Below are 21893 nucleotides of genomic sequence, written 5' to 3'. Positions count from 1 at the left end.
TATTTTCCGCCAGATGAAGACAGGAGTCCGGCTTCATCTTGCTTGAAATACTTCCGCCGGAGGCTCCCGTCTGTCCTGCCATGCGCTGGTGACGGGCGAAGGTGCTACCGAATGAACCGCGCAGCTACTTCACCGCTCAGGTAACTGAAACGGCCACCCGCCATCGTCGCGCAAACCTGGCGCGTGCGGGGCTCGAGTACTATGAGATCGGCGCGCTGGCCCTGAGCGAGGCTGCCGCGATCCCCGAGACCCAGGATCCGCGCCGGGACGCACGAGACGAGCGCCCATGCCGCCGGAAGATCAAGGAGACCACTATCGGCCAGATGCAGCGCGGCGCGGCGCAGCGAAGGGTAATGGTAATCCGAAGCCAGAGCGTCGCAATAGCCCATCGTCACAAGGTCAGTGGCGCTGACATTGCCGTTATGAGACCCGCCGCGCACCACGTTGGGCGCGCCGAGGATCACCGGATCGCCCGCTTGCTGCGCGGCCTCGGCGGCCTCGAGCGTTTCGGGGAATTCGCAGATTCGCACGCCCCGCCCTCGCCAGACCCCGCGCGCGGCGGCGCTGCGGTCGTCATGGCTGCCAAGCAGCATGCCCTGTCCGGCAAGATCGGCGCAGAGGCGGTCAAGCGCGGCGGGCACGTCATGCAACCGTTGATGCAGCGCCTGCATGTATTCGAGGTGGCGTTCCGGGTTGCGCCCGATCCTGAGCGCCTGTCCTGTCAGGCGCAGCGGGCGTTTGCCCTTCTCCAGCGCCTCATGCGGCAGATGGTCGTTGAAGACCACGTAACGGATCGCATGGGCCGCGACCAGTTGCTGCATCGCGGTGTAATCCTCGAGCATGCAAATCTCGAAGCGCAACTGGCTCAGCAATTCGCTGACCAGCCGGCCCCGCACCTGATCGAGCGCGCCAAGCACGCGGGCGGCGAAATCAGCGCCGCGCATGCCGCCTTCCCAGCTGTAGAACTGCGCCAGTACGGCGGTGGTGATGCCGTTGGCGGCAAGTTCGGCCTCGGCGGCGATCAGGCCCTGATCGAGATCCTTCATCGCGCCGCGCCGGGGAGCAAGGTGGCGCTCGAACCCGTCGCCATGAATATCGACGATTCCGGGCAGGACGAGGAAACCATCAAGGTCGATTTCGCGGCAGGACGGGCTGTCATCCGCGATGCGGCCATTGACCAGCGTCAAGGGCTGTTCGCCCAAACCTTCGGGCGTCAGCACGTCGGCGCCGACAAGGCGCAGTTCGGGCAGCGGGGTCACTGGCGGTCCTCGCTATTGCCCTCGCTGTCGCTGCCGTTTGACAACAGGTCGCCCAGACTCATCTGGTGATCGAAGCGTCCGTTGCGCAGGAATTCCAGCACCTCGGCGATCACCAGCGGGTTGTTCATCATGAATGTATGGGTCACCGGCAGGGTAATGTGATCGGCCATGCCCTCGATCCGGGTCGAGGCGACCGAGACCTTGCCATCGTCCGGCCCCTCGATCAGTGACGAGAAATAGGGGTTGAGCGAGCGGGTTCCGGCGATCACGCCAAGCTCGAAATCGACCGGGGGCAGGGCTTCGGCGAAGCTGGCCGCGCCAGTCTCGAGTTGCATCCCCGCCGGGCCGTTGAACCAGGCGAAAAGTTCTAGCCCGCCAAGCTGATCGACAAGTTCCGAGCCGTGATTGGGCGGGCCGAGCATAACCACGCGGCCCATGTCCTGCGGGCGGTTGTCGCGCAGCCAGTGGCGCAGAAGGATGCCGCCCATGGAATGGGTCACGAAATGGATCCTTGCATCGCCACAGACCCGGACCGCATAGGGCAGCGTATCTTCGGCAAGGGCCGCGATATCGAGGTCGGTCGAGGGATAATCCGGCCGGTAGGTCGTATAACCCTGTGCCTGAAGCGCCTCCTCCATCACGATGAAGGAGGCATCGCTGCGCGCCAGGCCATGCAGCAGCACCACGCAATCGGCGCGCACGGCCCTGGCGGGCAAAGCCACGATCAGCGCCATGATCAGCGCAAGGGCGGAGGTTCTCGCATTCATGGCGCTTGAGATAGGGGCAATCGGCGCGCGGCAACAGCCCCAATCTTAAACACTGCAGGCAGATGGCGGCGCGACGTCGCGTTTTCTTGCGCGATGCGCTACATTCGGGCGAAAACAATGGACCCGCGATCATGAACAAGGCCTTTACCAAAGAGGAAGACAGCAGCACGCCACAGCGCCTGCCGGACCTGCCGATCAGCAAGCACCCCAATCACGTTACTCCAAAGGGGTTGGCGCAGTTGCAAACGCGCAAGGCGGCGCTGGAGGCCGAAATCGCGCGGCTGCGCGGCCAGGGCGACCACATGGCCGGGACATGGCCGCTGGCCGTGGCGGAGCGCGATCTGCGCTATGTCGAGGCGCGGCTCGCATCCGCCATCGTGATCGCCCCGCACGAGGACATGACGCCGCCCGGCCATGTGCAGTTCGGCGCAACGGTGCATGTGGCCGACGAGGACGGCCGTGAGGCGGTTTACACCATTGTGGGCGAGGATGAGGCCGCACCCGCGGATGGGCTGATCTCGGCACATTCGCCGCTGGCGCGTGCGCTTCTCGAGGCGGGCGTTGGCGATTTGGTGGAGTGGCCCAAGCCCACGGGAACCGTCGAGCTGGAGGTTCTGGAGATCCGCTTCGCGCGCTGAACGCGGGCGCGGGCATGAAAAAGGGGCCGCCCCAAAGGACGGCCCCGATTTTCTGCGCGATGCGCGGCTGATTACATCATGCCGCCCATGCCGCCCATGTCGGGCATGCCACCGCCAGCGCCGCCACCGGCGCCTTCTTTCTGCGGCTTGTCGGCGACCATGGCTTCGGTGGTGATCAGCAGGCCGGCGATCGAGGAGGCATCCTCGAGCGCGGTGCGCACCACTTTGGCCGGGTCAATCACGCCATAGGCGAACATGTCACCATATTCTTCGGTCTGGGCATTGAAGCCGAACTTCAGATCGTCGCTTTCGCGGATCTTGCCCGCAACGACCGAACCGTCCACACCGGCGTTTTCGGCGATCTGGCGCAGCGGAGCCTCGAGCGCCAGGCGCACGATCTCGATACCGCGGTTCTGGTCGACATTGACGCCGGTCACACCGTCAAGCGACTTGGCCGCCTGAATGAGAGCGACACCGCCGCCCACGACGATACCTTCCTGAACGGCCGCACGGGTGGCGTTCAGGGCGTCGTCGACGCGATCCTTGCGCTCTTTCACCTCGGTTTCGGTCATGCCGCCGACGCGGATGACGGCAACGCCACCGGCCAGTTTGGCGACACGTTCCTGAAGCTTCTCGCGGTCGTAATCGCTGGTGGTTTCCTCGATCTGGGTGCGGATCTGATTGACCCGTGCTTCGATCTCGGCCTTTTCACCGGCGCCGTCGACGATGGTGGTCTCATCCTTGGTGATCGACACTTTCTTGGCCGAACCCAGCATGTCCATGGTCACGGACTCGAGCTTCATGCCGAGGTCTTCGCTGATGACCTGACCGCCGGTCAGGATGGCGATGTCCTGCAGCATCGACTTGCGGCGGTCGCCGAAGCCGGGCGCCTTGACGGCAGCGATCTTGAGGCCGCCGCGCAGCTTGTTCACCACGAGGGTTGCAAGGGCTTCGCCTTCGACATCCTCGGCAATGATCAGCAGGGGTTTCTGTGATTGGATCACCTGCTCGAGCAGCGGAACCATCGGCTGAAGCGACGAGAGTTTCTTCTCGTGCAGCAGGATAAGGCAGTCTTCCATCTCGGCGATCATCTTGTCCGAGTTGGTGACGAAGTAGGGGCTCAGGTAGCCACGGTCGAACTGCATGCCCTCGACCACGTCGGTCTCGGTTTCCAGGCCGCGGTTTTCCTCGACGGTGATGACACCGTCATTGCCGACCTTCTGCATCGCGTCCGCGATCTGCTGGCCGATCTCGGACTCGCCGTTGGCCGAAATCGTGCCGACCTGGGCGACTTCGCTGCTGTCCTTGACTTCGCGCGATGCGGCCTTGATGGCGTCGACGACCTTGCTGGTGGCGAGGTCGATCCCGCGGCGCAGGTCCATCGGGTTCATGCCGGCGGCAACCGCCTTCATGCCTTCCTTGACGATCGCCTGAGCGAGAACGGTCGCGGTGGTGGTGCCGTCGCCGGCCTCGTCATTGGTGCGGCTGGCCACTTCCTTGACCATCTGGGCGCCCATGTTCTCGAACTTGTCTTCCAGTTCGATTTCCTTGGCGACCGAAACGCCGTCCTTGGTGATGCGCGGCGCGCCGAAGGACTTGTCGAGAACCACGTTGCGGCCCTTGGGGCCAAGCGTCACCTTGACCGCATTGGCCAGAACATTGACGCCCTTGAGAATCTTGTTCCGGGCCTCGGTATCGAATTTGACGTCTTTTGCAGACATATCTGTCTCTCCTGACTATCGGTTGTTGCTGTTGAATCGAAAAGCGATCAGGCCATGATGCCGAGGATGTCGCTTTCCTTCATGATCAGCAGCTCTTCACCATCAAGTGTGATCTCGGTGCCCGACCATTTGCCGAACAGCACCTTGTCACCCGCCTTGACGGACATTGCGATCAGTTCGCCGTTATCCTTGCGGCTGCCTTCGCCGACAGAGACGACTTCCCCCTGTTGGGGTTTTTCCTTGGCGCTTTCGGGGATGATCAACCCGCCTGCGGTTTTTTCGTCGCTTTCAACGCGGCGAACGAGCACGCGGTCGTGCAGCGGTGTGAATGCCATGTCTTTGGCTCCTTGGCTCAAAGTTTCTTCCTGGTGGTTCCTCGTGGAACCGTTAGCACTCACTTTAGTCGAGTGCTAACGGCGCATAGCTAGGCAGGTCTGGCGGGGCTGTCAACAAGTCCTTTGCAATTTTTTGCAGCACATTTGATTGCACCGCCCCGGGCGGCTCACTAGCCTGCCCCAAACCAAGGGGCAAAGAGCCATATGCTGCGCGGTCTGATCATTGTTCTGCTGAGTCTGCAACCGCTGGCGGCGCATGCAAGCTGCGACGGCACCGATCTCATTGACGCGCTGCCCGAAGCACAGCGCGCAGCGCTCGAGGCCGAGGCCGCCGCCATGCCCCACCCCGAGGGGCTCTTGTGGCGCGCAACGCGCGGCGATCAGGTGATCACGCTCTTTGGCACCTATCATTTCGCGCATGACGACACGCGCGCGCATCTCGACCACCTTCTGCCGGTCATCGAAACATCCCAATCGGTCTATCTCGAAGTGTCCAACGACGATCAGGCGGCGATGCAGACGGCGCTGGCCGACGATCCCTCGCTCATGTTCATCACCGACGGCCCCACCCTGCCCGACCTGCTGGGCGATTCCGACTGGGCGCTTTTCGCCGAAGAAATGCGGGCGCGTGCGATCCCGCCCTTCTTCGCCGCCAGGTTCAAGCCGGTCTGGGCGGCGATGATGCTGGGCATCGGCCCCTGCGAGGCGCGCAACGGCGCGATGACCGGCGCGGGCATAGACAAGCTGATCGGCGATACGGCCGCAGACCTCGGCACGCCCACCCGCTCGCTCGAGGATTTCCGCGCGATTCTCGGGATGCTCGACAGTTTCCCGATGGACGAGCAGCTTGACATGATCCGGCTGTTCTTTGCCTGGACGGGCAATCCCGACGACATGGCCTACACCCTGCGCCAGCGTTACCTGGAGCAGCGCATCGCGCTGATCTGGGCCTATTCGCGGAAGGTGTCGCTTGAATCGGGAGGCGACCGCGCGGCGCAGGATTTCGCCCGCTTCGAGGCGCTCCTGCTGACCCGGCGCAATGCCGACTGGATCGACCTGTTGACCCGCGCGCCCGGCGAGCGGCTGTTCGTGGCGGTAGGCGCGGCGCATCTGCCGGGAGAGACAGGTGTTCTGCGCCTGCTCGAACAGGCGGGATACAGCGTCACCCGGCTGCCCTTCGCACCCTGAGCCACGCACCCCGTCGGCGCATGAAACCCTGCCGCATCGCGCATGGGTGACAAGCGCGCCCTGCGAACCTATAAGGCGCGCAAATCGGATCCAACGCGTAAGGACAAGTGACAATGACGACTCTCGTATTCGGCCATAAATCCCCCGACACCGACTCCACCGGCTCGCCGATCCTGTGGGCCTGGTATCTCAACGAACTGCAGGGCGGCGATGCCGAAGCCGTCTTGCTGGGCGAACCCAACACCGAAGCCGCCTTCATGCTGAAGAAATGGAACCTGCCCAAGCCGCGTATCATCAGCGACGTGGACGCCGGACAGCCCTGCGTGATCGTCGACACCAACAACCCCGCCGAACTGCCCGGCAGGATCAACGAGGCCGATGTGCAGGGAATCATCGACCACCACAAGCTGGTGGGCGGTCTGGAAACCAGGGGTCCGATCGACATCACCATCCGCCCGCTGGCCTGCACCGCGACGATCATGGTCGACCTGATGGGCGATGACGCGGCAAAAATGCCCGAGGCGATGAAAGGCGCGGCGCTCACCTGCATCCTCAGCGACACGCTTGAATTCCGCAGCCCCACCACCACCGACCATGACCGCGCCACAGCCGAAAGGCTGGCCGCCGACCTCGACGTCAATATCGCCGACTACGCCGCCGAGATGTTCGCGGCCAAATCCGATGTCAGCGCCTTCTCGGATGCCGAACTTCTGCGCATGGATTCGAAGGAATATGCCGTGGGCGACACCAAGTTCCGCGTCAGCGTCCTGGAAACCACCGCACCGGACATGGTGCTCGCGCGCAAGGACAGCCTGATGGACACCATGAAAAGCGTCGCCACCGAAGACGGCGTCGATCAGGTGCTGCTCTTCGTGGTGGACATCCTCAACGAGGAAGCCACCCTCCTCGTCCCCAATGATCTGGTCCGGACCCTGGCCGAGAAATCCTTCGGCGCCGCACCCGAGGGCGACAGCGTGGTGCTCCCCGGCGTGATGAGCCGCAAGAAGCAGATCATCCCCAACCTCGCCATCTGAAGGCACCCTGCCCTTCATCTGGCGTCAAATACCTCGGGGGGTCCGGGGGGCTGGCCCCCCCGGACTTGCCTCAGGGACCGCGCGCGCTCAAAGTAGCTGCTTGGGGCGCACAACGTGGAACGCGCCATGCAGATAGGTCAGCGGCTGTTCGCCCGCGTTGGAAATACCGGTGACCGCGCCGATGCAGATCTCATGCGTGGCATGGTGATAGGATTGCTCGACATTGCAGGTAAACGCGGTGGCCCGCGGCAGCACCGGGCCAAAATCGGTTGCGGTGAAATCCGTGCCGTGAAACCTGTCGGGGGTCTCGTCGTCGAACACCCCGGCGAAGCGGCGCGCCAGTTCATGCGCGTCCTCGGGCAGAACATTGACGGTGAAGACACCATTCGCCGCCACCGCCCGCGCGATCCGGCTGCCCCGCTTGAGACAGACCAGCACCATGGGCGGGTCGGCTGACAGCGACGTGAAGGCGCTGACCGTCGCGCCCATGCGTCCCTCAGGCCCGTCGGTGGTGACCACGGTCACCGTCGCCGCGACCTGTCGCATCGCCGCAAGAAAGGCATCGCGCGCGGCATTCATCGGTCGGGCCTGGATATGTTGAATAGGCGGTTCATGATGTTGCGGGGTCTCTCCTGCGGCGCTGCGCCGGTAAAGCGTTTTCTCCATCGACATGCAAGAGATAGGGGCATTGCCGGCAAGACCCAGAGATTTCTGCACCTTTCCCGGTGGCCAAATCCGCGCGCCCCTGCCATAGCTGCTCGCGTTTCGCATTTCATCGCAGGGTCAGTTCATGACGCAGATCATCCAGTCGCTCTCGGACATCTCCAGCCGCTATGACGCACTTTTCGTCGATCTCTGGGGATGCGTGCATAACGGGGTCAAGGCGTTCCCCGGTGCGGTCGCCGCGCTGCGGGCCTACCGCGAACGGGGCGGCGCGGTGTTGCTGGTCACCAATTCGCCGCGCCCGCGTGCCGGCGTCGAAAAGCAGCTGGACCTGTTCGAGGTGCCGCACGATTGCTGGGACAGCATCGCCACCTCGGGCGACAGTGCGCGCGCGGCGATGTTTCGCGGGGTCGTGGGGCAGAAGGTGCATTTTATCGGCACCCCGCATGACACCAGCTTTTTCGAGCCGCTTTCGGTGATCGAGGATCCGGTCGATATCGAGATCGTGCCACTCGACGAGGCCGAGGGCATCGTCTGCACCGGACCGGCCGACCCGATGGCCGATCCCGCCGCCTATCGCGCCGATTTCCTTTATGCCAAGACAAAGGGGCTCAAGCTTCTGTGCGCCAATCCCGATATCGTGGTGGACCGGGGCGATCACCGCGAATGGTGCGCAGGCGCGCTGGCGCGGCTATATACCGAGATGGGCGGCGAGAGCCTCTACTTCGGCAAGCCGCATCCGCCGATCTACGACCTGGCCCGGCGTCGTCTGGCTGCCGAGGGGCATGACGTTGAGAATGCGGGGATTCTTGCCATAGGCGACGGGATTCACACCGATATCTCAGGGGCGATGGGGGAGGATATCGATTCTCTGTTCATCTCGGGCGGACTGGCGGCGATCGAAACCCGCACAACGCACCAGCCCGACAAAAAGGCGCTGGAATCCTTTCTGGACAAGGAAAAAATCCACCCGACCTACACGATCGGCCATCTGCGCTAGGCAAAAAAGCTCTTGATTTTCTGCGCCTGCAAAGTAATAAAGTTCCAACAAGGGCCGCATAAGCGTCCTGAAAATTACCCACTGTCAGATCAGGAGGGGGCGAATGTTGGATAATATGCCGCGCGGAACCATCACCATCGAGCAAATCGAGATGGGCATGACGCGCAGCCTTCGCAAAGTCGTGACCGACGAGGATATCGAGATGTTCGCGCAGGTCTCGACCGACCGCAATCCCGTCCATCTTGATGATTCATATGCACAGGACACCATCTTCGAGGGGCGCATCGCGCACGGGATGCTGACCGCCGGGCTGATTTCGGCGGTGATCGGCGAACAGCTTCCGGGCCACGGCACGGTCTACATGGGCCAGACGCTCAAGTTCCTCGCCCCCGTGCGCCCCGGCGACACGGTGCTGGCCGAGGTCGAGGTGACCGGCATCGACCATTCCAAGCGGCGCGTGCAACTGGATTGCCGCTGCCTCGTGAATGGCAAGAAGGTGCTGATCGGCGAAGCCACGGTGCTGGCGCCCTCGGGCAAGTTCGACTGATCCTGCGCGCCTTCCCGCCGCAAACCCCCGTGAATCAAGCCCGGCCTTGATCCGCCGCGCGCAGGGCATGCTATGCTGAGACTCCCACCTGATGTCTCATCCAGTGACAGGAGGACAAGGCATGGACACAAGCAAGACAGCGCAATATGCCCGCGCGCTGCTGTCGTCCTTCGGCGGCAAGGCACAGGCTTTCGCCGCGCGCCGGATGCGCGAATCGGACGATGCGGGGCAACGGCGGGAAGCCGAGAACTGGAAAAAGATCCGCCTCGCCATCGCCGAGATGCGCGGGCCGCGCCAGACCTGAAGCAAGACCACAGCGGGGGCGCGCATCGCGCTTGCACCCGCGCTGACATGGGGCTACCCCTGCCCCATGCAGATCGTGCGCGACTATGATTACGTGGAACCGGCCGACCGGGGCGCCTCGGTCGCCATCGGCAATTTCGATGGTGTGCATCTGGGGCATCAATCGGTGATCGACATCGCCCGCACGCAGGCCAGGGTGCTGGATGTGCCGCTTGGCGTTCTGACCTTCGAACCCCACCCGCGCGAGCATTTCGCGCCTGACGCCCCGCCCTTTCGCCTGATGGGAAGCGAGGCACGCGCCCACAGGCTGGAAAAGCTGGGCGTGGAAAAGCTCTATGAGCTGAATTTCAACGCCGGTATGGCGGCGCTCACGCCCTATGCCTTTGCGCATAACGTGCTCGCGCGCGGTCTGGGCCTCAGCCATGTGGTGGTGGGCGCGGATTTCTGCTTCGGCAAGGGGCGCGCGGGGGATGCCGCGGATCTTGAACGATTCGGCCGCGAAATGGGGTTCGGCGTGACCATCGCCCGCCTGCTTGAGAGCGGCAAGGGGCAGGAAGTGTCCTCGACCGCGATCCGCATCGCGCTGAGCGAGGGACGCCCGCGCGACGCCGCCGCCATGTTGGGCCACTGGCACCGGATCGAGGGCATGGTCGTAGGCGGCGAACAGCGCGGTCGGGAGCTGGGCTATCCCACCGCCAACATGTCGATCGAAGGGCTGCACCCGCCGCGTTTCGGCGTCTACGCGGTGCTTGTCGACGTGCTGGATGGCCCCCACGCGGGGCAGTATCACGGGGCCGCATCGCTGGGCGTTCGGCCGATGTTTCATGGCGAGGTCGCCAACCTGGAAACCTTCCTGTTCGATTTCTCGGGCGATCTTTACGGCACCGGATTGTCAGTCGCGCTGGTCGAATACCTGCGCCCGGAAGAAACATTCGAAAGCCTCGATGCCTTTATCGCGCAAATGGATGCCGATTGCGCGCAGGCGCGTGGTATTCTCAAGCGGCCATGAGCGACGACCCGATCGACCGCAGCGGCTTGCGCCCGCGCTTCTGGGAAACGACGCCGCTTGCCCGCATGACCCGCCATGAATGGGAGGCGCTCTGCGACGGCTGCGGCAAATGCTGCCTCAACAAGCTCGAGGACGAGGAGACCGGCGAAGTGGCGCTGACCCGCGTTGCCTGCCGCCTGTTCGACGATTCCACCTGCCGCTGCGCGCAATACGACATCCGCCGCCAATTCGTGCCCGAATGCATCTCGCTTGACGCGGGCAATCTCGAAGGGCACCTCTACTGGATGCCCGAGACCTGCGCCTACAAGCTGTTGCACCAGGGCAAACCGCTGTTCGACTGGCACCCGCTGATCTCGGGCGATCCCGAAAGCGTGCACCGGGCGGGGGTATCGGTGCGCGACGCCACCATCCCGGAGTTCGAAGTGGACGAGGACGACTGGGAAGACCATCAGATCGAGGAGCCCGGCGCATGAATTTCGCATCCGACAACAGCGGCCCCGCCCATGAGCAGATCATCGCCGCAATCGCCGCCGCCAACGCGGGCTTTTCGCCCTCCTATGGCGCCGAGGACGCAATGTCCGAACTGCGCGCCCATATGCGCGCGCTGTTCGAGGCGCCCGCGGCCTCGATCCACCTCGTGGCGACGGGCACGGCGGCCAACGCGCTGGCGCTGGCCACGCTGGCCCAGCCCTGGCAGACGATCTATTGCACGCCGCTCGCGCATATCAACTGCGACGAATGCCAGGCCCCGGAATTCTACACCGGCGGCTCCAAGCTGACGCTGGTGGGCACGGATGACAAGATGACCCCCGACGCGCTGGACCGCGCCATTTCCGCCGCGGGGCATGGCAATGTCCATGTGGCACAGCCCGGCCCGGTCTCGCTTACGCAGGTCACCGAAATGGGGCGGCTTTATACGCTCGACGAGCTTCAGGCCCTTTCGGGCGTCGCCGCGGCGCATGGGCTGCCGGTGCATCTGGATGGCGCGCGCTTTGCCAATGCGCTGGTGGCGCTCGGCTGCAGCCCGGCCGAGATGACATGGAAAGCGGGCATCGACGCCGTCAGCTTCGGCGGAACCAAGAACGGCTGCATCGGGGTCGAGGCGGTGATCTTCTTCAATCCCGAAGCAGCATGGGAGTTCGAACTGCGCCGCAAGCGCGCCGCGCATCTCTTTTCCAAGCATCGTTTCCTGTCGGCGCAGATGGGGGCCTATCTCGCGGACGACCTGTGGCTGACCTCGGCGCGCGCCGCCAACGCCCATGGCGCCCGGCTGGCGCAAGGGCTTGGTGCCCTGCCCGATTGTCACTTTCTGGCCGAACCGCAGGCCAACATGATCTTCGCCACCCTGCCGCGCGCCGCCCATCAGCGCCTGCATGCCGCCGGCGCGCGCTATCACCTCAATGGCGGCCCGCTCGAAACCGGCCCGGAGGATGAACCACTGCCGATGCGCCTTGTCTGCGATTGGTCCATCGAAGATTCCGAGATCGACCGCTTTATCGGGATCGCGCAGGGTTGAACGGCCCGGATTTCATCGTTCTTCAAATACTCAAAAGGCAACACACGCCACACGCGCTGCGCCATGAGTATTTGCGGAACGGTGAAACCCGGACAGGCTCAGCCCCCCAACAGGTCATGCAGGGCAAGCCCCATCACCTGTGCAGATTGCACCATGTCTTCGATCCCGACATATTCATCGGGCTTATGCGCCAGGTCCAGAATCCCCGGCCCATAGGCGATGCAGTTCTTCAGCCGTCCGATCCGGTCGATATGTTTCTGGTCATAGGTGCCGGGGCTGACGACGTAATCCGCCTCGCGCCCGAAGACCTGCGCGACCCCGCGGGCCACCGCGCCCACCACGGGGGCATCCTTTTCGGTCATGCTGGGCAGGACGCGGTGCAATTCGCGGATGTCATAGTCGAATCCGGGCCGGCCCGCGCGCAGGGTCTCCAGCAGCTCGCGGATCTCGGCCTCGACCACGCCGATATCCTCTTCGATCAGAAACCGGCGGTCGATCACCATGCGGCAGCGATCGGGCACGCAGGGGCTGGGCAGGCCGGTGTAATCGGCGGCCTGTTCGGGCGCACCGCCGTGAATCGAGTTGATGTTGAGCGTCGATTGGCGCGCGCCTTCGGGCACGACGGGCATGTTGGTGCGCTTCTGCGCCAACGCGGGGAACAGGTTCTGCTCCATTGCGTCGATCACCGCCCCCATGTGACGCACGGCGCAATCACCCAGGAAGGGCATCGAGCCATGGGCGATCTCGCCAAGGGTTTCGATCTCGGCCCACCAGACCCCGCGATGGCCAAGGCAAATACGATCCTTGTTGAGCGGCTCGGGAATGATCACATGCTGCACGCGCTCGGGGTTGAACCAGCCCTTTTCCGCCAGATAGGCGACCCCGCCGAAGCCGCCGGATTCCTCGTCAGCGGTGCCGCTGATCTCGATCGCGCCGGCGAAATCGGGACAGGTCGCGACAAAGGCCTCGGCGGCGATGATGCTGGCGGCCAGACCACCCTTCATGTCACAGGCGCCGCGCCCATAGATACGGCCATCCCGGACCTCGCCCCCGAAAGGTTCGGTGGTCCAGCCATGACCGACCTCGACCACGTCGATATGGGAATTGAAATGGACGCAGGCACCGGGGCGCGCGCCCTCGCGGCGCGCCACGATGTTCCAGCGCGGGTGCCGGTCGCTGTCGCCGATCGCGCCCTCGGCGCGGATCAGTTCGGTATGAAAATCCGCCCGCGACAGCCGCCTGTCGAGATAGTCGCAGATCTCGCGGTAATTCTCGCCCGGCGGGTTGCGGGTTGGGATGCGGATGAGATCCTGCGTCAGCGTCACCAAATCGTCACGCCGCGCCTCGATTTCGCGTGTCAGTCGGTCCTTGATCGTCATGACCCAAGCTTGCCCCGCGAGCCCGCACCAAGGCCAGCACAAACTTGGCCCGAGCCGCGACTTATGCTGTGCAGGCCGCCCGGATGGCGCGGATATTGTCGCCGTAAGGCGCCGGGTCGGCGACGCTGCCCCCCTTGAACACGGCCGAACCCGCGACCAGCACATCGGCCCCCGCCTCGACCATAAGCGGCGCGGTCAGGGGCGTGATCCCGCCGTCGATCTCGATATGGACCGGACGATCACCGATCTTTTCGCGCAGACGGCGCACCTTGTCGACCTGGCTGTGAATGAATGACTGCCCGCCAAAGCCGGGATTGACCGTCATCACGCAGATCAGGTCGACCATGTCGAGCAGGTAATCCACATCCTCGATCCCCGTGCCGGGATTGAGCGCCAGCCCCGCCTTGCACCCGGCGGCGCGGATCGCCTGAAGCGTGCGGTGAATATGCGGGCCGGCCTCCAGATGGGCGGTCAGCACATCGGCGCCCGCCTCGGCGAAGGCTTCGATATAGGGATCGACGGGCGCGATCATCAGATGCACATCCATCACCGTGGTGACATGTTTGCGGATCGCGGCGCACATCGGCGGGCCGAAGGTGAGGTTGGGCACGAAATGCCCGTCCATCACGTCGACATGGATCCAGTCGGCGCCCTCGGCCTCGACGCATTGGATCTCCTGCCCGAAATTGGCGAAATCGGCACTCAGGATCGACGGGGCGATCTTGATGGAACGATCGAAACTCATGGCGGCATCCCCCTTGGCTGGCATGCACATGCGACCTGCGCGCGCCAAGGTCAAGCCCCCGGGCCAAACCCGACCCCGGCACGATTGCACCCGCCGGGGTTTCATGCCAGTTTCCGCGCAACCGCGCCCATGCACCGACAGGACCCCCGATGACCAATCATCTCGACCCGATCGCCGCCGAGCCGATCACTCCGATGGCCCGGCACCTGGGGATCGAGCTGACCGGCTGGCAGGCGGATTGGGCGCAGGTCGAGGTGACGCTTGCGCCACAGCTTCTCAATCGTCAGGACCTGCCGCATGGCGGCTTGCACGCCACGCTGCTCGACACCGCGATGGGATACGCGGGATGCCATACCGGCGACCCGGCGCTGCGCCAGCATGCTCTGACCCTGTCGATGACGGTCAACTATCTCGCGCAGGCGGGCGGCCGGCGCCTGATCGCGCAGGCGCGCAAGACCGGGGGCGGGCGCAAGACCTTTTTCGCCGAAGGCAGCGTGCAGGACGAGGCCGGCACTTTGATCGCCACCGCCACCGGCGTCTTCCGCTATCGCGGCGCGCCCGGGTCCTGACAGTCTCCCCGGCTTCATCTTGCCCCAAATACTCCTGCCCCAGCGCAAGCAGTGCGATGTGGCGGGGGTCTGGCGCGACACAGCCATGACGGCGAAGCCCAACGCGTTCTTCGCTTTCAGCTTCGGAACCCTTTGCGGGACATGGGGCCGGCGCGTCCGGTCGGAACAGCCTGACCGAGGGCCGCAGAACAGCAGACCGGACCCGTCGGCAGGTGCAGGCCGTGAGGGTCCGATCAATCCACCCGAATCCGGCGCGCCATCAGCCGGGATCGGAATTCAGGTTTACAACAAGGCGCGTCTGTGGAGACTGCGCCTTGTCGCCTTCTCTTGGCAGGGCCGCAGCGGGCCGCCCCGCAGGACAGATCCGCCAATCAGAGCCACAACGAGAAACAAACGGCCTGATCCGGGCCAGAGACGAAATCGCATCATGCGTGAAAAATGAATATCGTCAATATCATAAGGCCATCGCCATGACCTCCTTTGCTGCCACCCCTGCTCTTCAGACCGTCATCGACTTTGCTTTGGCACACGAAACGCAGTGGCCCCGAAGCATGTATTATCCCGATGGCGCCTATGTCGGAAATGTCGAGTGGAACGAAACCGGTCCCTGGACCGAGATCATCGGCCCGGTCGCCGAACGCGGCGGCCCTGCGGGCGTCGTTCTGCACCGGGGGCAGAAGGTGGCAGAATGGGGCGATGCGGATCGCCCAGACATGACGTTTTCCATTGCCAAAAGCTACCTGTCGGTTCTTGCGGGGCTCGCCGAGAAGGACGGGTTGATCCCCGATCTTGATGCGCCGGTCGGCGCGATCGTGAAGGGGCCATATTTCTCCAGCGCGCACAATGCCCGGATCACATGGCGCCACATGCTTCAGATGAACAGCGAGTGGCGCGGCGAGATTTTCGGCAAGGACGATCAGGTCGACCATTACCGTCAGATAGGTGTCGGTGCGGATAACAGCCGCAAGGGGCAGTTGCGAAAGGTGGGCCGCCCCGGCAGCTATTACGAGTATAACGATGTGCGCGTGAATGCGCTGGCCTACGCCTTGCTCTGTCTTTTCGGCCGGCCCTTGCCCGAGGTCTTGCGCGAACGGATCATGGACCGCATCGGCGCCTCCGACACATGGCGATGGGAGGGCTATTCCACCTCATGGGTCGATTTGGGCGGTCAGCGGGTGCAATCGGTGACCGGCGGCGGCCATTGGGGCGGCGGGATGTTCATCAGCGCGAATGACCATGCACGATTCGGCCTTTTCATCAGCCGCAATGGCACCTGGGAGGGTGAGCAGATCCTGCCGGAAACCTGGATGACGCGCTCGCGCGAACCGACCCCGACGCTCGATAAATACGGCTTCCTTTGGTGGCTCAACCAGGGGCGCGATGCCAATCCCAGGCTGCCATCGACAGCCTTCAGCGCCTTGGGCGCGGGCGGTAACTGTCTTTGGATCAACCCCGATGATGACATCGTCGGCGTGATGCGGTGGCTTGACCCTGCACATACGCAGGCATTTCTTGAGAAAATGGTCAGCGCCATTCGCCGCTGAGCGATCCGGATGATCCCCTTTCCTGCATCCAGGGCCACTGCAAACTGCTTCCGCTAACGGCCCCGGAATTGCGCTTGCCGCTTGTCGCGAAACGCGGCCAGCCCCTCTTGCCGGTCCTCACTGCTTTCGACCCGGTCGAGGTCTCTCATGGTGCGTCCCATGCGTTCTGCAGGTGCCGGCGTCAGCATGTCCGACACGACCGTCTGTTTCAATGTCTGCAGAACCAAAGGCGCCATCGCGGCCATGTCGCTTGCCATCGCACGTGCAGCCTCAAGGTGCTGGCCCGGTTCGACGACCTCGTTGACCAGACCCATCTCATAGGCCCGCCCGGCATCGACCGAACGGCCCAGAAGCATGATCTCCATCGCCATCTTGTGCGGCAGTCTGGCCGCAAGCGAGGCAATCAACCCACCGGTCATGCCCACCTTGCCCTCGGGATAAAGGAATTTGCTGCGCCGCGTCGCCACACACAGATCGCAAAGCGCGGCAAGCACGATACCCCCACCGATACAATGGCCATCAATGGCGCAGATCACGGGCTTCGCCGTGGTGATCCCCATTCCGGGCATGCAGCGCCAAAGCTCGGGAAAATCCTCGAGATCCGCGCCCGCGGTGAATGCCTTCTCTCCGGCACCGGTCAGGATCGCGACCCGCTGATCTTCGCAACGATCGAATGCGGCAAACCCGTCCTGAAGCCGACGCGCGAGCTCCTTGTCGATCGCGTTCATCTTTTCGGGGCGATTGATCGTGAAGGTCGTGACGCGCCCGTCTTTCTCGATGTCCAACCCATCAGCCATCGCGCTTTTCCTCCGGAAGCACCGGCAGTGCTTTTTCAATCGATTTCCCCGCCAGATGCCGTCGCACCATCAGCACCACAGACAGAATGGTGAGCGACCAGAAAATCCAGGTGATCCAGCTTCTTGCGAAGATTGTCAGACTGCCCTGCGACATCAGCAGCGATTGGCGGAAATTGTCTTCGAGCATCGGTCCGAGAATGAACGCGATCAGGAAAGGCGCCGAAGGAACATGCATCCTCATCATCAAGAAACCAAGGATCCCGAAAGCAACCATCACATAGATGTCGAAGAACGAGTTGTTGACCGCATATGCGCCGAAGACGCACAGCACCATGACCACGGGATAAAGATAACTCCTCGGTATCGAGGCGATGTGCCTGAACATGTGGATCGCCGCCTTACCGATGATCAACAGGAATAGCGAACTGATCGAAATTCCGATGAACAGCGCATAGATCAGGTCGATATTCTGCTCAAACAGCATCGGGCCCGGGCGTAGTCCATGAACCATGAATGCGCCCAGAATGACCGCCGTAATCACGTCCCCCGGAATACCGAGCGCCAGAAGCGGGATCATCGTCGAACCGGCAACACCGTTGTTCCCGGCCTCCGCGGCCGCCACGCCTTCCAGTTCTCCTTTGCCGAAATTCTTCCGGTTGGGCGAGCGACGCATAGCCTCGGAATAGGATACGAAAGCCGAAGGCGCGCCACCGATGCCCGGTATCGCGCCCAGCACGACACCGATCAGGCTACCTCTCAGAATCGAGCGGAAGCAGTATCGGAAATCCGCGAATGTCGCGCGCGAGCCGCTCGGATCAGCCGCGACCTTGCCTGTTGCGCCGCGCTTGGCATAGCCATTGAGGATTTCGGGGATCGCGAAAAGGCCGATCAGAAGCGGGATGAAGGCCAGCCCCCCCAGCAGATCGGAGTTCCCAAAGGTGAAACGGTCGGTTCCATAGATCAGATCCAATCCTACGGTCGCCAGCAAGAGACCAGCACCGGCCGAGATGAAACCACGCAGAAGGCTGTCGCCCGAAACCGAAGCGATGATTGTCAGCGAAAAGAAAATCAGGGTGAAGTTCTCGGGCGGGCCGAAGCTCGTGACGAGCTGCGCGAGATATCCCACCAGAAGGATCAGCGACAGATTGGATACCAGGTCCGCGAAACACGAGGCGTAAAGCGCGATATCCAGCGCCCTGCCCGCCTGCCCTTTCTGGGCCAGCGGATAGCCATCCAGCACCGAGCAGGACGCCGCCGGGGTGCCGGGCGCCTTGACCAGGATTGCAGGGATCGAACCGCCGTAGACCCCGCCTTTGTAGACACCCAAGAGAAGCAGTATTCCCGTGACGGGCGGAAGCGTGAAGGTGAAGGGAAGCGTCAGCGCGACCGCCATCGTGGAGGTCATCCCCGGGATTGCCCCGACGATGACGCCGATACCGATCCCCCCGGCCAGCGCGATTATGTTGTAGATGTTCAGAAAGAGTACGAGCGCATCCGAAAGGTTCTCGATCATGGCTTCAGCACCTCAAAGCAATCCATTCAAAGGACCCAGCGGCACCGGGACCTTGGCGACATACCGAAAGAACATGTAAAGAATGAGCACCGTCGCGATCGAGACGCCTATGGCCTTCGGCCATTCCTTGCGCCCATGCATCACGATCATTCCCAAAAGCATTGCGATTGCCGGCAGCACGACACCGAAGGGCTTGAGCGCAGCGCAGAAGAGTACCATGAGCAACGCCGTCGGGATCACACGAAAATCGCTCAGGTCAAAGGGTTCCTCATAGCTTTCATCCTGAACGGCGTCCCGCGGCTTGATCCCTTCATAAAGCGCCTGGATCGCAAGAAAGGCGCTCAATCCCACCAGACTGACGAGAATGATGCGGGGCCAGAATGTTGGCGAAAGCGCCAGGTTGGGGATGACCTTCGGCGTCTTGACGGCCCAGGGAAGTATCCCGAAAAGGACGAACAACGCCAAGGCGCAAACCACAAGTCCAAGCACAAAGTCTCGCTTGTTAACGGTCTTCACGGACAGTCCCTCCGGCTGAAACGGATTGATGATCAGGAAGCGGGTGTGCGGCCGGCGAACCGGCCGCACTGGCCTGAGCCGGATCTAGTCGATCTGAAGACCCAGTTCTTCGACCAGACTCCGGAAAGTGGTGTACTGGTTCTCGACGAAGGCAACGGTCTCTTCGGGCGACAGCATCATCGGAACCGAACCGAGAGACTTGGTTTGATTGACCCAACGTTCGTCGCTGGCAACCTCCTGAAGCACCTCGGTCCAGGTCGCGACGATTTCATCGCTCATACCCGGCGGACCGACAAGCCCCGACCAGCCAACAAGCGCCTCAAGCGCGGGATAGCCCAGTTCCGAGGCGGTCTGCACGTCCGGCAGGGATTCAACGCGCTCGGGCGTCGTCACGACCAGCGGGCGTAGCTGCCCCCCCTCGATCTGACTGATGATCGCCGAGATGTTGGAACACACGAAGTCGACCTGCCCTGTTGCGGCCGCGGCTGCCGCGGCCCCGCCGCTCTGGAACGGAATATGCGTTGCGGCGACAGCCGGGTCTTCGAAGCCTAGCTCGTCCAGCAACATGATGCCGCCCAGATGATGAAGCGTGCCCACCCCGGCGGAACTATACGTCACGGCACCGGGGGCTGCCTCGATGGCGGCACGAAGTTCCTCCAGGCTTTCATACGGTTTCGACGTTGCCGTGGCGCAGGCCGCCGGGTTGATCTCAAGAAGACTGAGATAGGTGAAATCATCCCACTTGTAGGGCATGCTCGTCTTGAGAGCCGGCGAAATGCTGTGCGAGCCAATCCTGGCAAGCAGCAGGTTGTAGCCATCCGGATCCGAGTTTTTCACGTATGCTGATCCGGTCGCCCCACCGGCCCCGGCACGGTTCGTCACCAGAACCGGCTGGCCCATATAGTCCGGCGCGACATTGGCCAGATTGCGCGCTGCGAGGTCAGAGGCACCGCCGGGCCCATAAGGGGCGGTCAGCTGCACCGGTTGCGACGGATAGTCCTGCGCAGCCAAAGGCAAGGCCGTCATTGTCGCGAAGGCGATTCCGGTCAGAATTTTCGTCTTGGTCATTTCTATCCTCCCAATACATTTTTGCGTGGGCGCTTTTCTTTGCGCCCGTTCAACGGATCGCCGAAACGTCCGCTTAGTCCCGCACAGGCTTTTCTTCCTCCTGCTCTGCGGTCAGATCGAGACTAATCTCGAATTTCACCATGTCCCCGCGATAGGAGACATCGTTGAAATAAAGCACGGTCCCGTCCGGGGCTGTCAGGATGCGCCGGATATCTCCGAGCGGCGCACTGAGCGGCAAACCAAGAAGGGTCGCCTTTTCCATATCAGCCTGCCCGATCGTCAGAATCTGGTGGCACTGCGCAATGGTCACGCCCGGCAAGGATTCGATGACCGGAATGATCGTCTCGTGATCGAAACGCTCCGGGCAGCGGGCATAGAGATCCGAGGCGATGTAGGCGTCGGCCACAAGGCAATCGAGCCCCTTCAGTGAATTGACCCTGCGCAGGAACACATAGGACGGCGCCGCCTTTCCCCCTTTGAGATCGGCGGCCTTGAGCGCGACATTCTCGCGCTTTTCGATCAGGCGCGGAACGGTCTTGGTCACCATGTCCAGCAACTCAGGCCAATCAAGCCCGACGGCGAATGTGTCACTGCCGGTCTCGCTTTTCGTGACGAACGTGCCCGCACCCTGCTGGCGCCTCAGCCTGCCCTCGCCCTCAAGGATGGCAACAGCCTGACGGATCGTTACCGTTGCGACCCCGAACTCGTCAGCCAGCTCGGAAATGGGCTTCAGCCGGTCGCCAGGGCTCAACTCACCCGCGCGCAAACGCTGACGCAGAATATCCGCCACATGGAGATACAACTTGCCGGGACTTTTCCTCAGAACGTCCATCATCCGATCCCTTTTCCGCCGCGCGGGGCGCCGCTCGTCCGGGGCAAAACCCGCGGATTTCGATTCATGCTAGCAAACAAACGCTCGATCCGTCCAGAAAATTGTTATTGTTTTTATGTCATTCCAATCATAGTATGTTTGTAGTGGAAAATCACTCACTTTGGGGAAGAAGATTGATGTCAGACCTGATTCTCGAAGAGCGCCGCGAGACCGGAACGGTCCTTTTGCGACTGAACCGCCCAGAATCGCGCAACGCCCTCAGCGCCGATCTTCGCAAGGCCCTCACCCAACGATTCGCGGCCCTTTACGACGACCCCGACGCGCGATGCGTCGTCGTTACGGGCGACGAGCGGGCATTTGTCGCCGGGGCCGACATCAAGGACATGGCGCGAATGGGCACCGCCGAAATCACCCGCTCCAACGTGCGCCGGATGTGGCAGGTCATCGCCCAGTGTCCCATTCCATTTATCGCGGCGGTCAGAGGCGTGGCCTTTGGCGGTGGCTGCGAACTGGCGATGCATGCCGACATCATCATCGCCGGAGAGACCGCGAAATTCGCCCAGCCCGAGATCAAGGTGGGCATCATGCCCGGAGGCGGCGGAACACAGCGCCTGCCAAGGGCGATCGGTAAGTTCAAGGCGATGAAGATGATGCTGACGGGTGACCCGGTAACCGGACGCGAGGCGTTCGACATGGGCCTCGCCAGTGAATGCGTGCCCGATGCCGAGGTGCTCGACCGGGCGCTGGAACTGGCCGACCAGATCGCCGCCATGCCCCCGTTGGCCGCGCGGCGCATCAAGGAAGTCGTGCTTGCGGGCCAGGACTCGTCTCTTGATGCGGGCCTGATGCTTGAGCGGCGAACTTTCGACACTCTTTTCGACACCGCGGACAAATCAGAAGGCATGAACGCCTTCATCGAGAAACGAAAGCCGGAATTCAAAGGAAACTGA

At 62.9% G+C, this 21893-nt stretch carries 24 protein-coding genes; 12 read left to right on the top strand and 12 right to left on the bottom strand.

All coding sequences use genetic code 11. The annotated features are described in order from the left end of the window. Positions 1-104 precede the first annotated feature (104 nt). Together N5A93_RS08020 and N5A93_RS08015 are read right to left on the bottom strand one after the other, a co-directional pair. Positions 105-1259 carry an alpha-D-ribose 1-methylphosphonate 5-triphosphate diphosphatase gene (locus N5A93_RS08020; RefSeq protein ID WP_268954567.1) on the bottom strand — a complete coding sequence of 385 codons (1155 nt, stop codon included), beginning with the start codon at positions 1257-1259 and terminating at the stop codon, positions 105-107. Continuing rightward, positions 1256-1993: an alpha/beta fold hydrolase gene (locus N5A93_RS08015; RefSeq protein ID WP_372921050.1), complete on the bottom strand. Its 738-nt coding sequence runs from the start codon at positions 1991-1993 to the stop codon at positions 1256-1258. Before N5A93_RS08015 ends, N5A93_RS08020 begins: the two co-directional genes overlap by 4 nt. Before the next feature lie 164 nt (positions 1994-2157). On the opposite strand from N5A93_RS08015, the gene N5A93_RS08010 reads away from it, so the two are divergent. Continuing rightward, positions 2158-2664 (top strand): GreA/GreB family elongation factor, encoded by a 507-nt coding sequence (locus N5A93_RS08010; RefSeq protein ID WP_268954565.1) that lies wholly within the window; start codon positions 2158-2160, stop codon positions 2662-2664. Between the two features lie 71 nt (positions 2665-2735). On the opposite strand, the gene groL is transcribed toward N5A93_RS08010, so the two are convergent. Continuing rightward, positions 2736-4385 carry a chaperonin GroEL gene (gene groL / locus N5A93_RS08005; RefSeq protein WP_268954564.1) on the bottom strand — a complete coding sequence of 550 codons (1650 nt, stop codon included), beginning with the start codon at positions 4383-4385 and terminating at the stop codon, positions 2736-2738. Positions 4386-4432: 47 nt separating this feature from the next. Then, the gene (gene groES, locus N5A93_RS08000) at positions 4433-4720 is read right to left on the bottom strand and encodes a co-chaperone GroES (protein WP_085817224.1); all 288 of its coding nucleotides are present in this window, start codon (positions 4718-4720) and stop codon (positions 4433-4435) included. A gap of 204 nt (positions 4721-4924) precedes the next feature. Between groES and N5A93_RS07995 the strand changes: the two genes are divergently transcribed. Then, a complete protein-coding gene (locus tag N5A93_RS07995; RefSeq protein ID WP_268954563.1) occupies positions 4925-5908 on the top strand; it encodes a TraB/GumN family protein in 984 nt (327 codons plus the stop codon). A gap of 113 nt (positions 5909-6021) precedes the next feature. Next, positions 6022-6942, top strand: coding sequence for a manganese-dependent inorganic pyrophosphatase (locus N5A93_RS07990; protein WP_268954562.1), 921 nt, complete (start codon positions 6022-6024; stop codon positions 6940-6942). Positions 6943-7029: 87 nt separating this feature from the next. Here the strand turns inward: N5A93_RS07990 and N5A93_RS07985 are convergent, their stop codons facing one another. Then, positions 7030-7614, bottom strand: coding sequence for a flavin reductase family protein (locus tag N5A93_RS07985; RefSeq protein WP_268954561.1), 585 nt, complete (start codon positions 7612-7614; stop codon positions 7030-7032). A gap of 118 nt (positions 7615-7732) precedes the next feature. Between N5A93_RS07985 and N5A93_RS07980 the strand changes: the two genes are divergently transcribed. From N5A93_RS07980 to N5A93_RS07955, 6 genes are all read left to right on the top strand, one after another. Continuing rightward, positions 7733-8605 (top strand): TIGR01459 family HAD-type hydrolase, encoded by an 873-nt coding sequence (locus N5A93_RS07980; RefSeq protein WP_268954560.1) that lies wholly within the window; start codon positions 7733-7735, stop codon positions 8603-8605. Between the two features lie 103 nt (positions 8606-8708). Then, positions 8709-9152, top strand: a complete 444-nt coding sequence (locus N5A93_RS07975) for a MaoC family dehydratase (protein WP_268954559.1) — start codon at positions 8709-8711, stop codon at positions 9150-9152. A gap of 121 nt (positions 9153-9273) precedes the next feature. After that, on the top strand, positions 9274-9456 hold the full coding sequence (locus tag N5A93_RS07970; RefSeq protein ID WP_268954558.1) for a hypothetical protein: 183 nt from the start codon (positions 9274-9276) through the stop codon (positions 9454-9456). Between the two features lie 66 nt (positions 9457-9522). Further along, positions 9523-10464 carry a bifunctional riboflavin kinase/FAD synthetase gene (locus N5A93_RS07965; protein ID WP_268954557.1) on the top strand — a complete coding sequence of 314 codons (942 nt, stop codon included), beginning with the start codon at positions 9523-9525 and terminating at the stop codon, positions 10462-10464. Continuing rightward, positions 10461-10937 (top strand): YcgN family cysteine cluster protein, encoded by a 477-nt coding sequence (locus N5A93_RS07960; protein ID WP_268954556.1) that lies wholly within the window; start codon positions 10461-10463, stop codon positions 10935-10937. Before N5A93_RS07965 ends, N5A93_RS07960 begins: the two co-directional genes overlap by 4 nt. Next, positions 10934-11980 (top strand): threonine aldolase family protein, encoded by a 1047-nt coding sequence (locus N5A93_RS07955; protein ID WP_268954555.1) that lies wholly within the window; start codon positions 10934-10936, stop codon positions 11978-11980. The genes N5A93_RS07960 and N5A93_RS07955 overlap by 4 nt, the downstream gene beginning before the upstream one ends. Positions 11981-12078: 98 nt before the next feature. On the opposite strand, the gene N5A93_RS07950 is transcribed toward N5A93_RS07955, so the two are convergent. Together N5A93_RS07950 and rpe are read right to left on the bottom strand one after the other, a co-directional pair. Beyond that, positions 12079-13359 carry an acetylornithine deacetylase/succinyl-diaminopimelate desuccinylase family protein gene (locus tag N5A93_RS07950; protein ID WP_268954554.1) on the bottom strand — a complete coding sequence of 427 codons (1281 nt, stop codon included), beginning with the start codon at positions 13357-13359 and terminating at the stop codon, positions 12079-12081. A 61-nt stretch (positions 13360-13420) separates the two neighbouring features. Beyond that, entirely contained in the window at positions 13421-14104 is a 684-nt protein-coding gene (gene rpe / locus N5A93_RS07945) for a ribulose-phosphate 3-epimerase (protein WP_268954553.1), read from the bottom strand. 149 nt (positions 14105-14253) lie between these two features. On the opposite strand from rpe, the gene N5A93_RS07940 reads away from it, so the two are divergent. Continuing rightward, a complete protein-coding gene (locus tag N5A93_RS07940) occupies positions 14254-14673 on the top strand; it encodes a PaaI family thioesterase (protein ID WP_268954552.1) in 420 nt (139 codons plus the stop codon). 551 nt (positions 14674-15224) lie between these two features. After that, positions 15225-16217, top strand: coding sequence for a serine hydrolase domain-containing protein (locus tag N5A93_RS07935; protein WP_268954551.1), 993 nt, complete (start codon positions 15225-15227; stop codon positions 16215-16217). A 53-nt stretch (positions 16218-16270) separates the two neighbouring features. Here N5A93_RS07935 and N5A93_RS07930 read toward each other — a convergent pair whose 3' ends face one another. From N5A93_RS07930 to N5A93_RS07910, 5 genes are all read right to left on the bottom strand, one after another. Further along, entirely contained in the window at positions 16271-17014 is a 744-nt protein-coding gene (locus tag N5A93_RS07930; protein WP_268954550.1) for an enoyl-CoA hydratase/isomerase family protein, read from the bottom strand. Continuing rightward, the gene (locus N5A93_RS07925) at positions 17007-18527 is read right to left on the bottom strand and encodes a tripartite tricarboxylate transporter permease (protein ID WP_268954549.1); all 1521 of its coding nucleotides are present in this window, start codon (positions 18525-18527) and stop codon (positions 17007-17009) included. Before N5A93_RS07925 ends, N5A93_RS07930 begins: the two co-directional genes overlap by 8 nt. 12 nt (positions 18528-18539) lie before the next feature. Next, positions 18540-19112 carry a tripartite tricarboxylate transporter TctB family protein gene (locus tag N5A93_RS07920; protein ID WP_268954548.1) on the bottom strand — a complete coding sequence of 191 codons (573 nt, stop codon included), beginning with the start codon at positions 19110-19112 and terminating at the stop codon, positions 18540-18542. Between the two features lie 15 nt (positions 19113-19127). Then, a complete protein-coding gene (locus tag N5A93_RS07915) occupies positions 19128-20111 on the bottom strand; it encodes a Bug family tripartite tricarboxylate transporter substrate binding protein (protein WP_268954547.1) in 984 nt (327 codons plus the stop codon). Between the two features lie 73 nt (positions 20112-20184). Then, positions 20185-20943 (bottom strand): GntR family transcriptional regulator, encoded by a 759-nt coding sequence (locus tag N5A93_RS07910; protein ID WP_268954546.1) that lies wholly within the window; start codon positions 20941-20943, stop codon positions 20185-20187. Positions 20944-21119: 176 nt separating this feature from the next. On the opposite strand from N5A93_RS07910, the gene N5A93_RS07905 reads away from it, so the two are divergent. Continuing rightward, on the top strand, positions 21120-21893 hold the full coding sequence (locus N5A93_RS07905) for an enoyl-CoA hydratase-related protein (protein WP_268954545.1): 774 nt from the start codon (positions 21120-21122) through the stop codon (positions 21891-21893).

The sequence above is a fragment of the Roseovarius salincola genome (genome assembly GCF_026891095.1).
Lineage (GTDB): Bacteria > Pseudomonadota > Alphaproteobacteria > Rhodobacterales > Rhodobacteraceae > Roseovarius > Roseovarius salincola.
This window is presented reverse-complemented; position numbering and strand designations above follow the sequence as displayed.

Bases quoted from the DNA above. Each gene is read 5' to 3' on its own strand.
- N5A93_RS08015 (WP_372921050.1), bottom strand. From the start codon at position 1,993: ATGGCGCTGATCGTGGCTTTGCCCGCCAGGGCCGTGCGCGCCGATTGC.
- N5A93_RS08010 (WP_268954565.1), top strand. From the start codon at position 2,158: ATGAACAAGGCCTTTACCAAAGAGGAAGACAGCAGCACGCCACAGCGC.
- groL (WP_268954564.1), bottom strand. From the start codon at position 4,385: ATGTCTGCAAAAGACGTCAAATTCGATACCGAGGCCCGGAACAAGATT.
- groES (WP_085817224.1), bottom strand. From the start codon at position 4,720: ATGGCATTCACACCGCTGCACGACCGCGTGCTCGTTCGCCGCGTTGAA.
- N5A93_RS07995 (WP_268954563.1), top strand. From the start codon at position 4,925: ATGCTGCGCGGTCTGATCATTGTTCTGCTGAGTCTGCAACCGCTGGCG.
- N5A93_RS07990 (WP_268954562.1), top strand. From the start codon at position 6,022: ATGACGACTCTCGTATTCGGCCATAAATCCCCCGACACCGACTCCACC.
- N5A93_RS07985 (WP_268954561.1), bottom strand. From the start codon at position 7,614: ATGTCGATGGAGAAAACGCTTTACCGGCGCAGCGCCGCAGGAGAGACC.
- N5A93_RS07980 (WP_268954560.1), top strand. From the start codon at position 7,733: ATGACGCAGATCATCCAGTCGCTCTCGGACATCTCCAGCCGCTATGAC.
- N5A93_RS07975 (WP_268954559.1), top strand. From the start codon at position 8,709: ATGTTGGATAATATGCCGCGCGGAACCATCACCATCGAGCAAATCGAG.
- N5A93_RS07970 (WP_268954558.1), top strand. From the start codon at position 9,274: ATGGACACAAGCAAGACAGCGCAATATGCCCGCGCGCTGCTGTCGTCC.
- N5A93_RS07965 (WP_268954557.1), top strand. From the start codon at position 9,523: ATGCAGATCGTGCGCGACTATGATTACGTGGAACCGGCCGACCGGGGC.
- N5A93_RS07960 (WP_268954556.1), top strand. From the start codon at position 10,461: ATGAGCGACGACCCGATCGACCGCAGCGGCTTGCGCCCGCGCTTCTGG.
- N5A93_RS07955 (WP_268954555.1), top strand. From the start codon at position 10,934: ATGAATTTCGCATCCGACAACAGCGGCCCCGCCCATGAGCAGATCATC.
- N5A93_RS07950 (WP_268954554.1), bottom strand. From the start codon at position 13,359: ATGACGATCAAGGACCGACTGACACGCGAAATCGAGGCGCGGCGTGAC.
- rpe (WP_268954553.1), bottom strand. From the start codon at position 14,104: ATGAGTTTCGATCGTTCCATCAAGATCGCCCCGTCGATCCTGAGTGCC.
- N5A93_RS07940 (WP_268954552.1), top strand. From the start codon at position 14,254: ATGACCAATCATCTCGACCCGATCGCCGCCGAGCCGATCACTCCGATG.
- N5A93_RS07935 (WP_268954551.1), top strand. From the start codon at position 15,225: ATGTATTATCCCGATGGCGCCTATGTCGGAAATGTCGAGTGGAACGAA.
- N5A93_RS07930 (WP_268954550.1), bottom strand. From the start codon at position 17,014: ATGGCTGATGGGTTGGACATCGAGAAAGACGGGCGCGTCACGACCTTC.
- N5A93_RS07925 (WP_268954549.1), bottom strand. From the start codon at position 18,527: ATGATCGAGAACCTTTCGGATGCGCTCGTACTCTTTCTGAACATCTAC.
- N5A93_RS07915 (WP_268954547.1), bottom strand. From the start codon at position 20,111: ATGACCAAGACGAAAATTCTGACCGGAATCGCCTTCGCGACAATGACG.
- N5A93_RS07910 (WP_268954546.1), bottom strand. From the start codon at position 20,943: ATGGACGTTCTGAGGAAAAGTCCCGGCAAGTTGTATCTCCATGTGGCG.
- N5A93_RS07905 (WP_268954545.1), top strand. From the start codon at position 21,120: ATGTCAGACCTGATTCTCGAAGAGCGCCGCGAGACCGGAACGGTCCTT.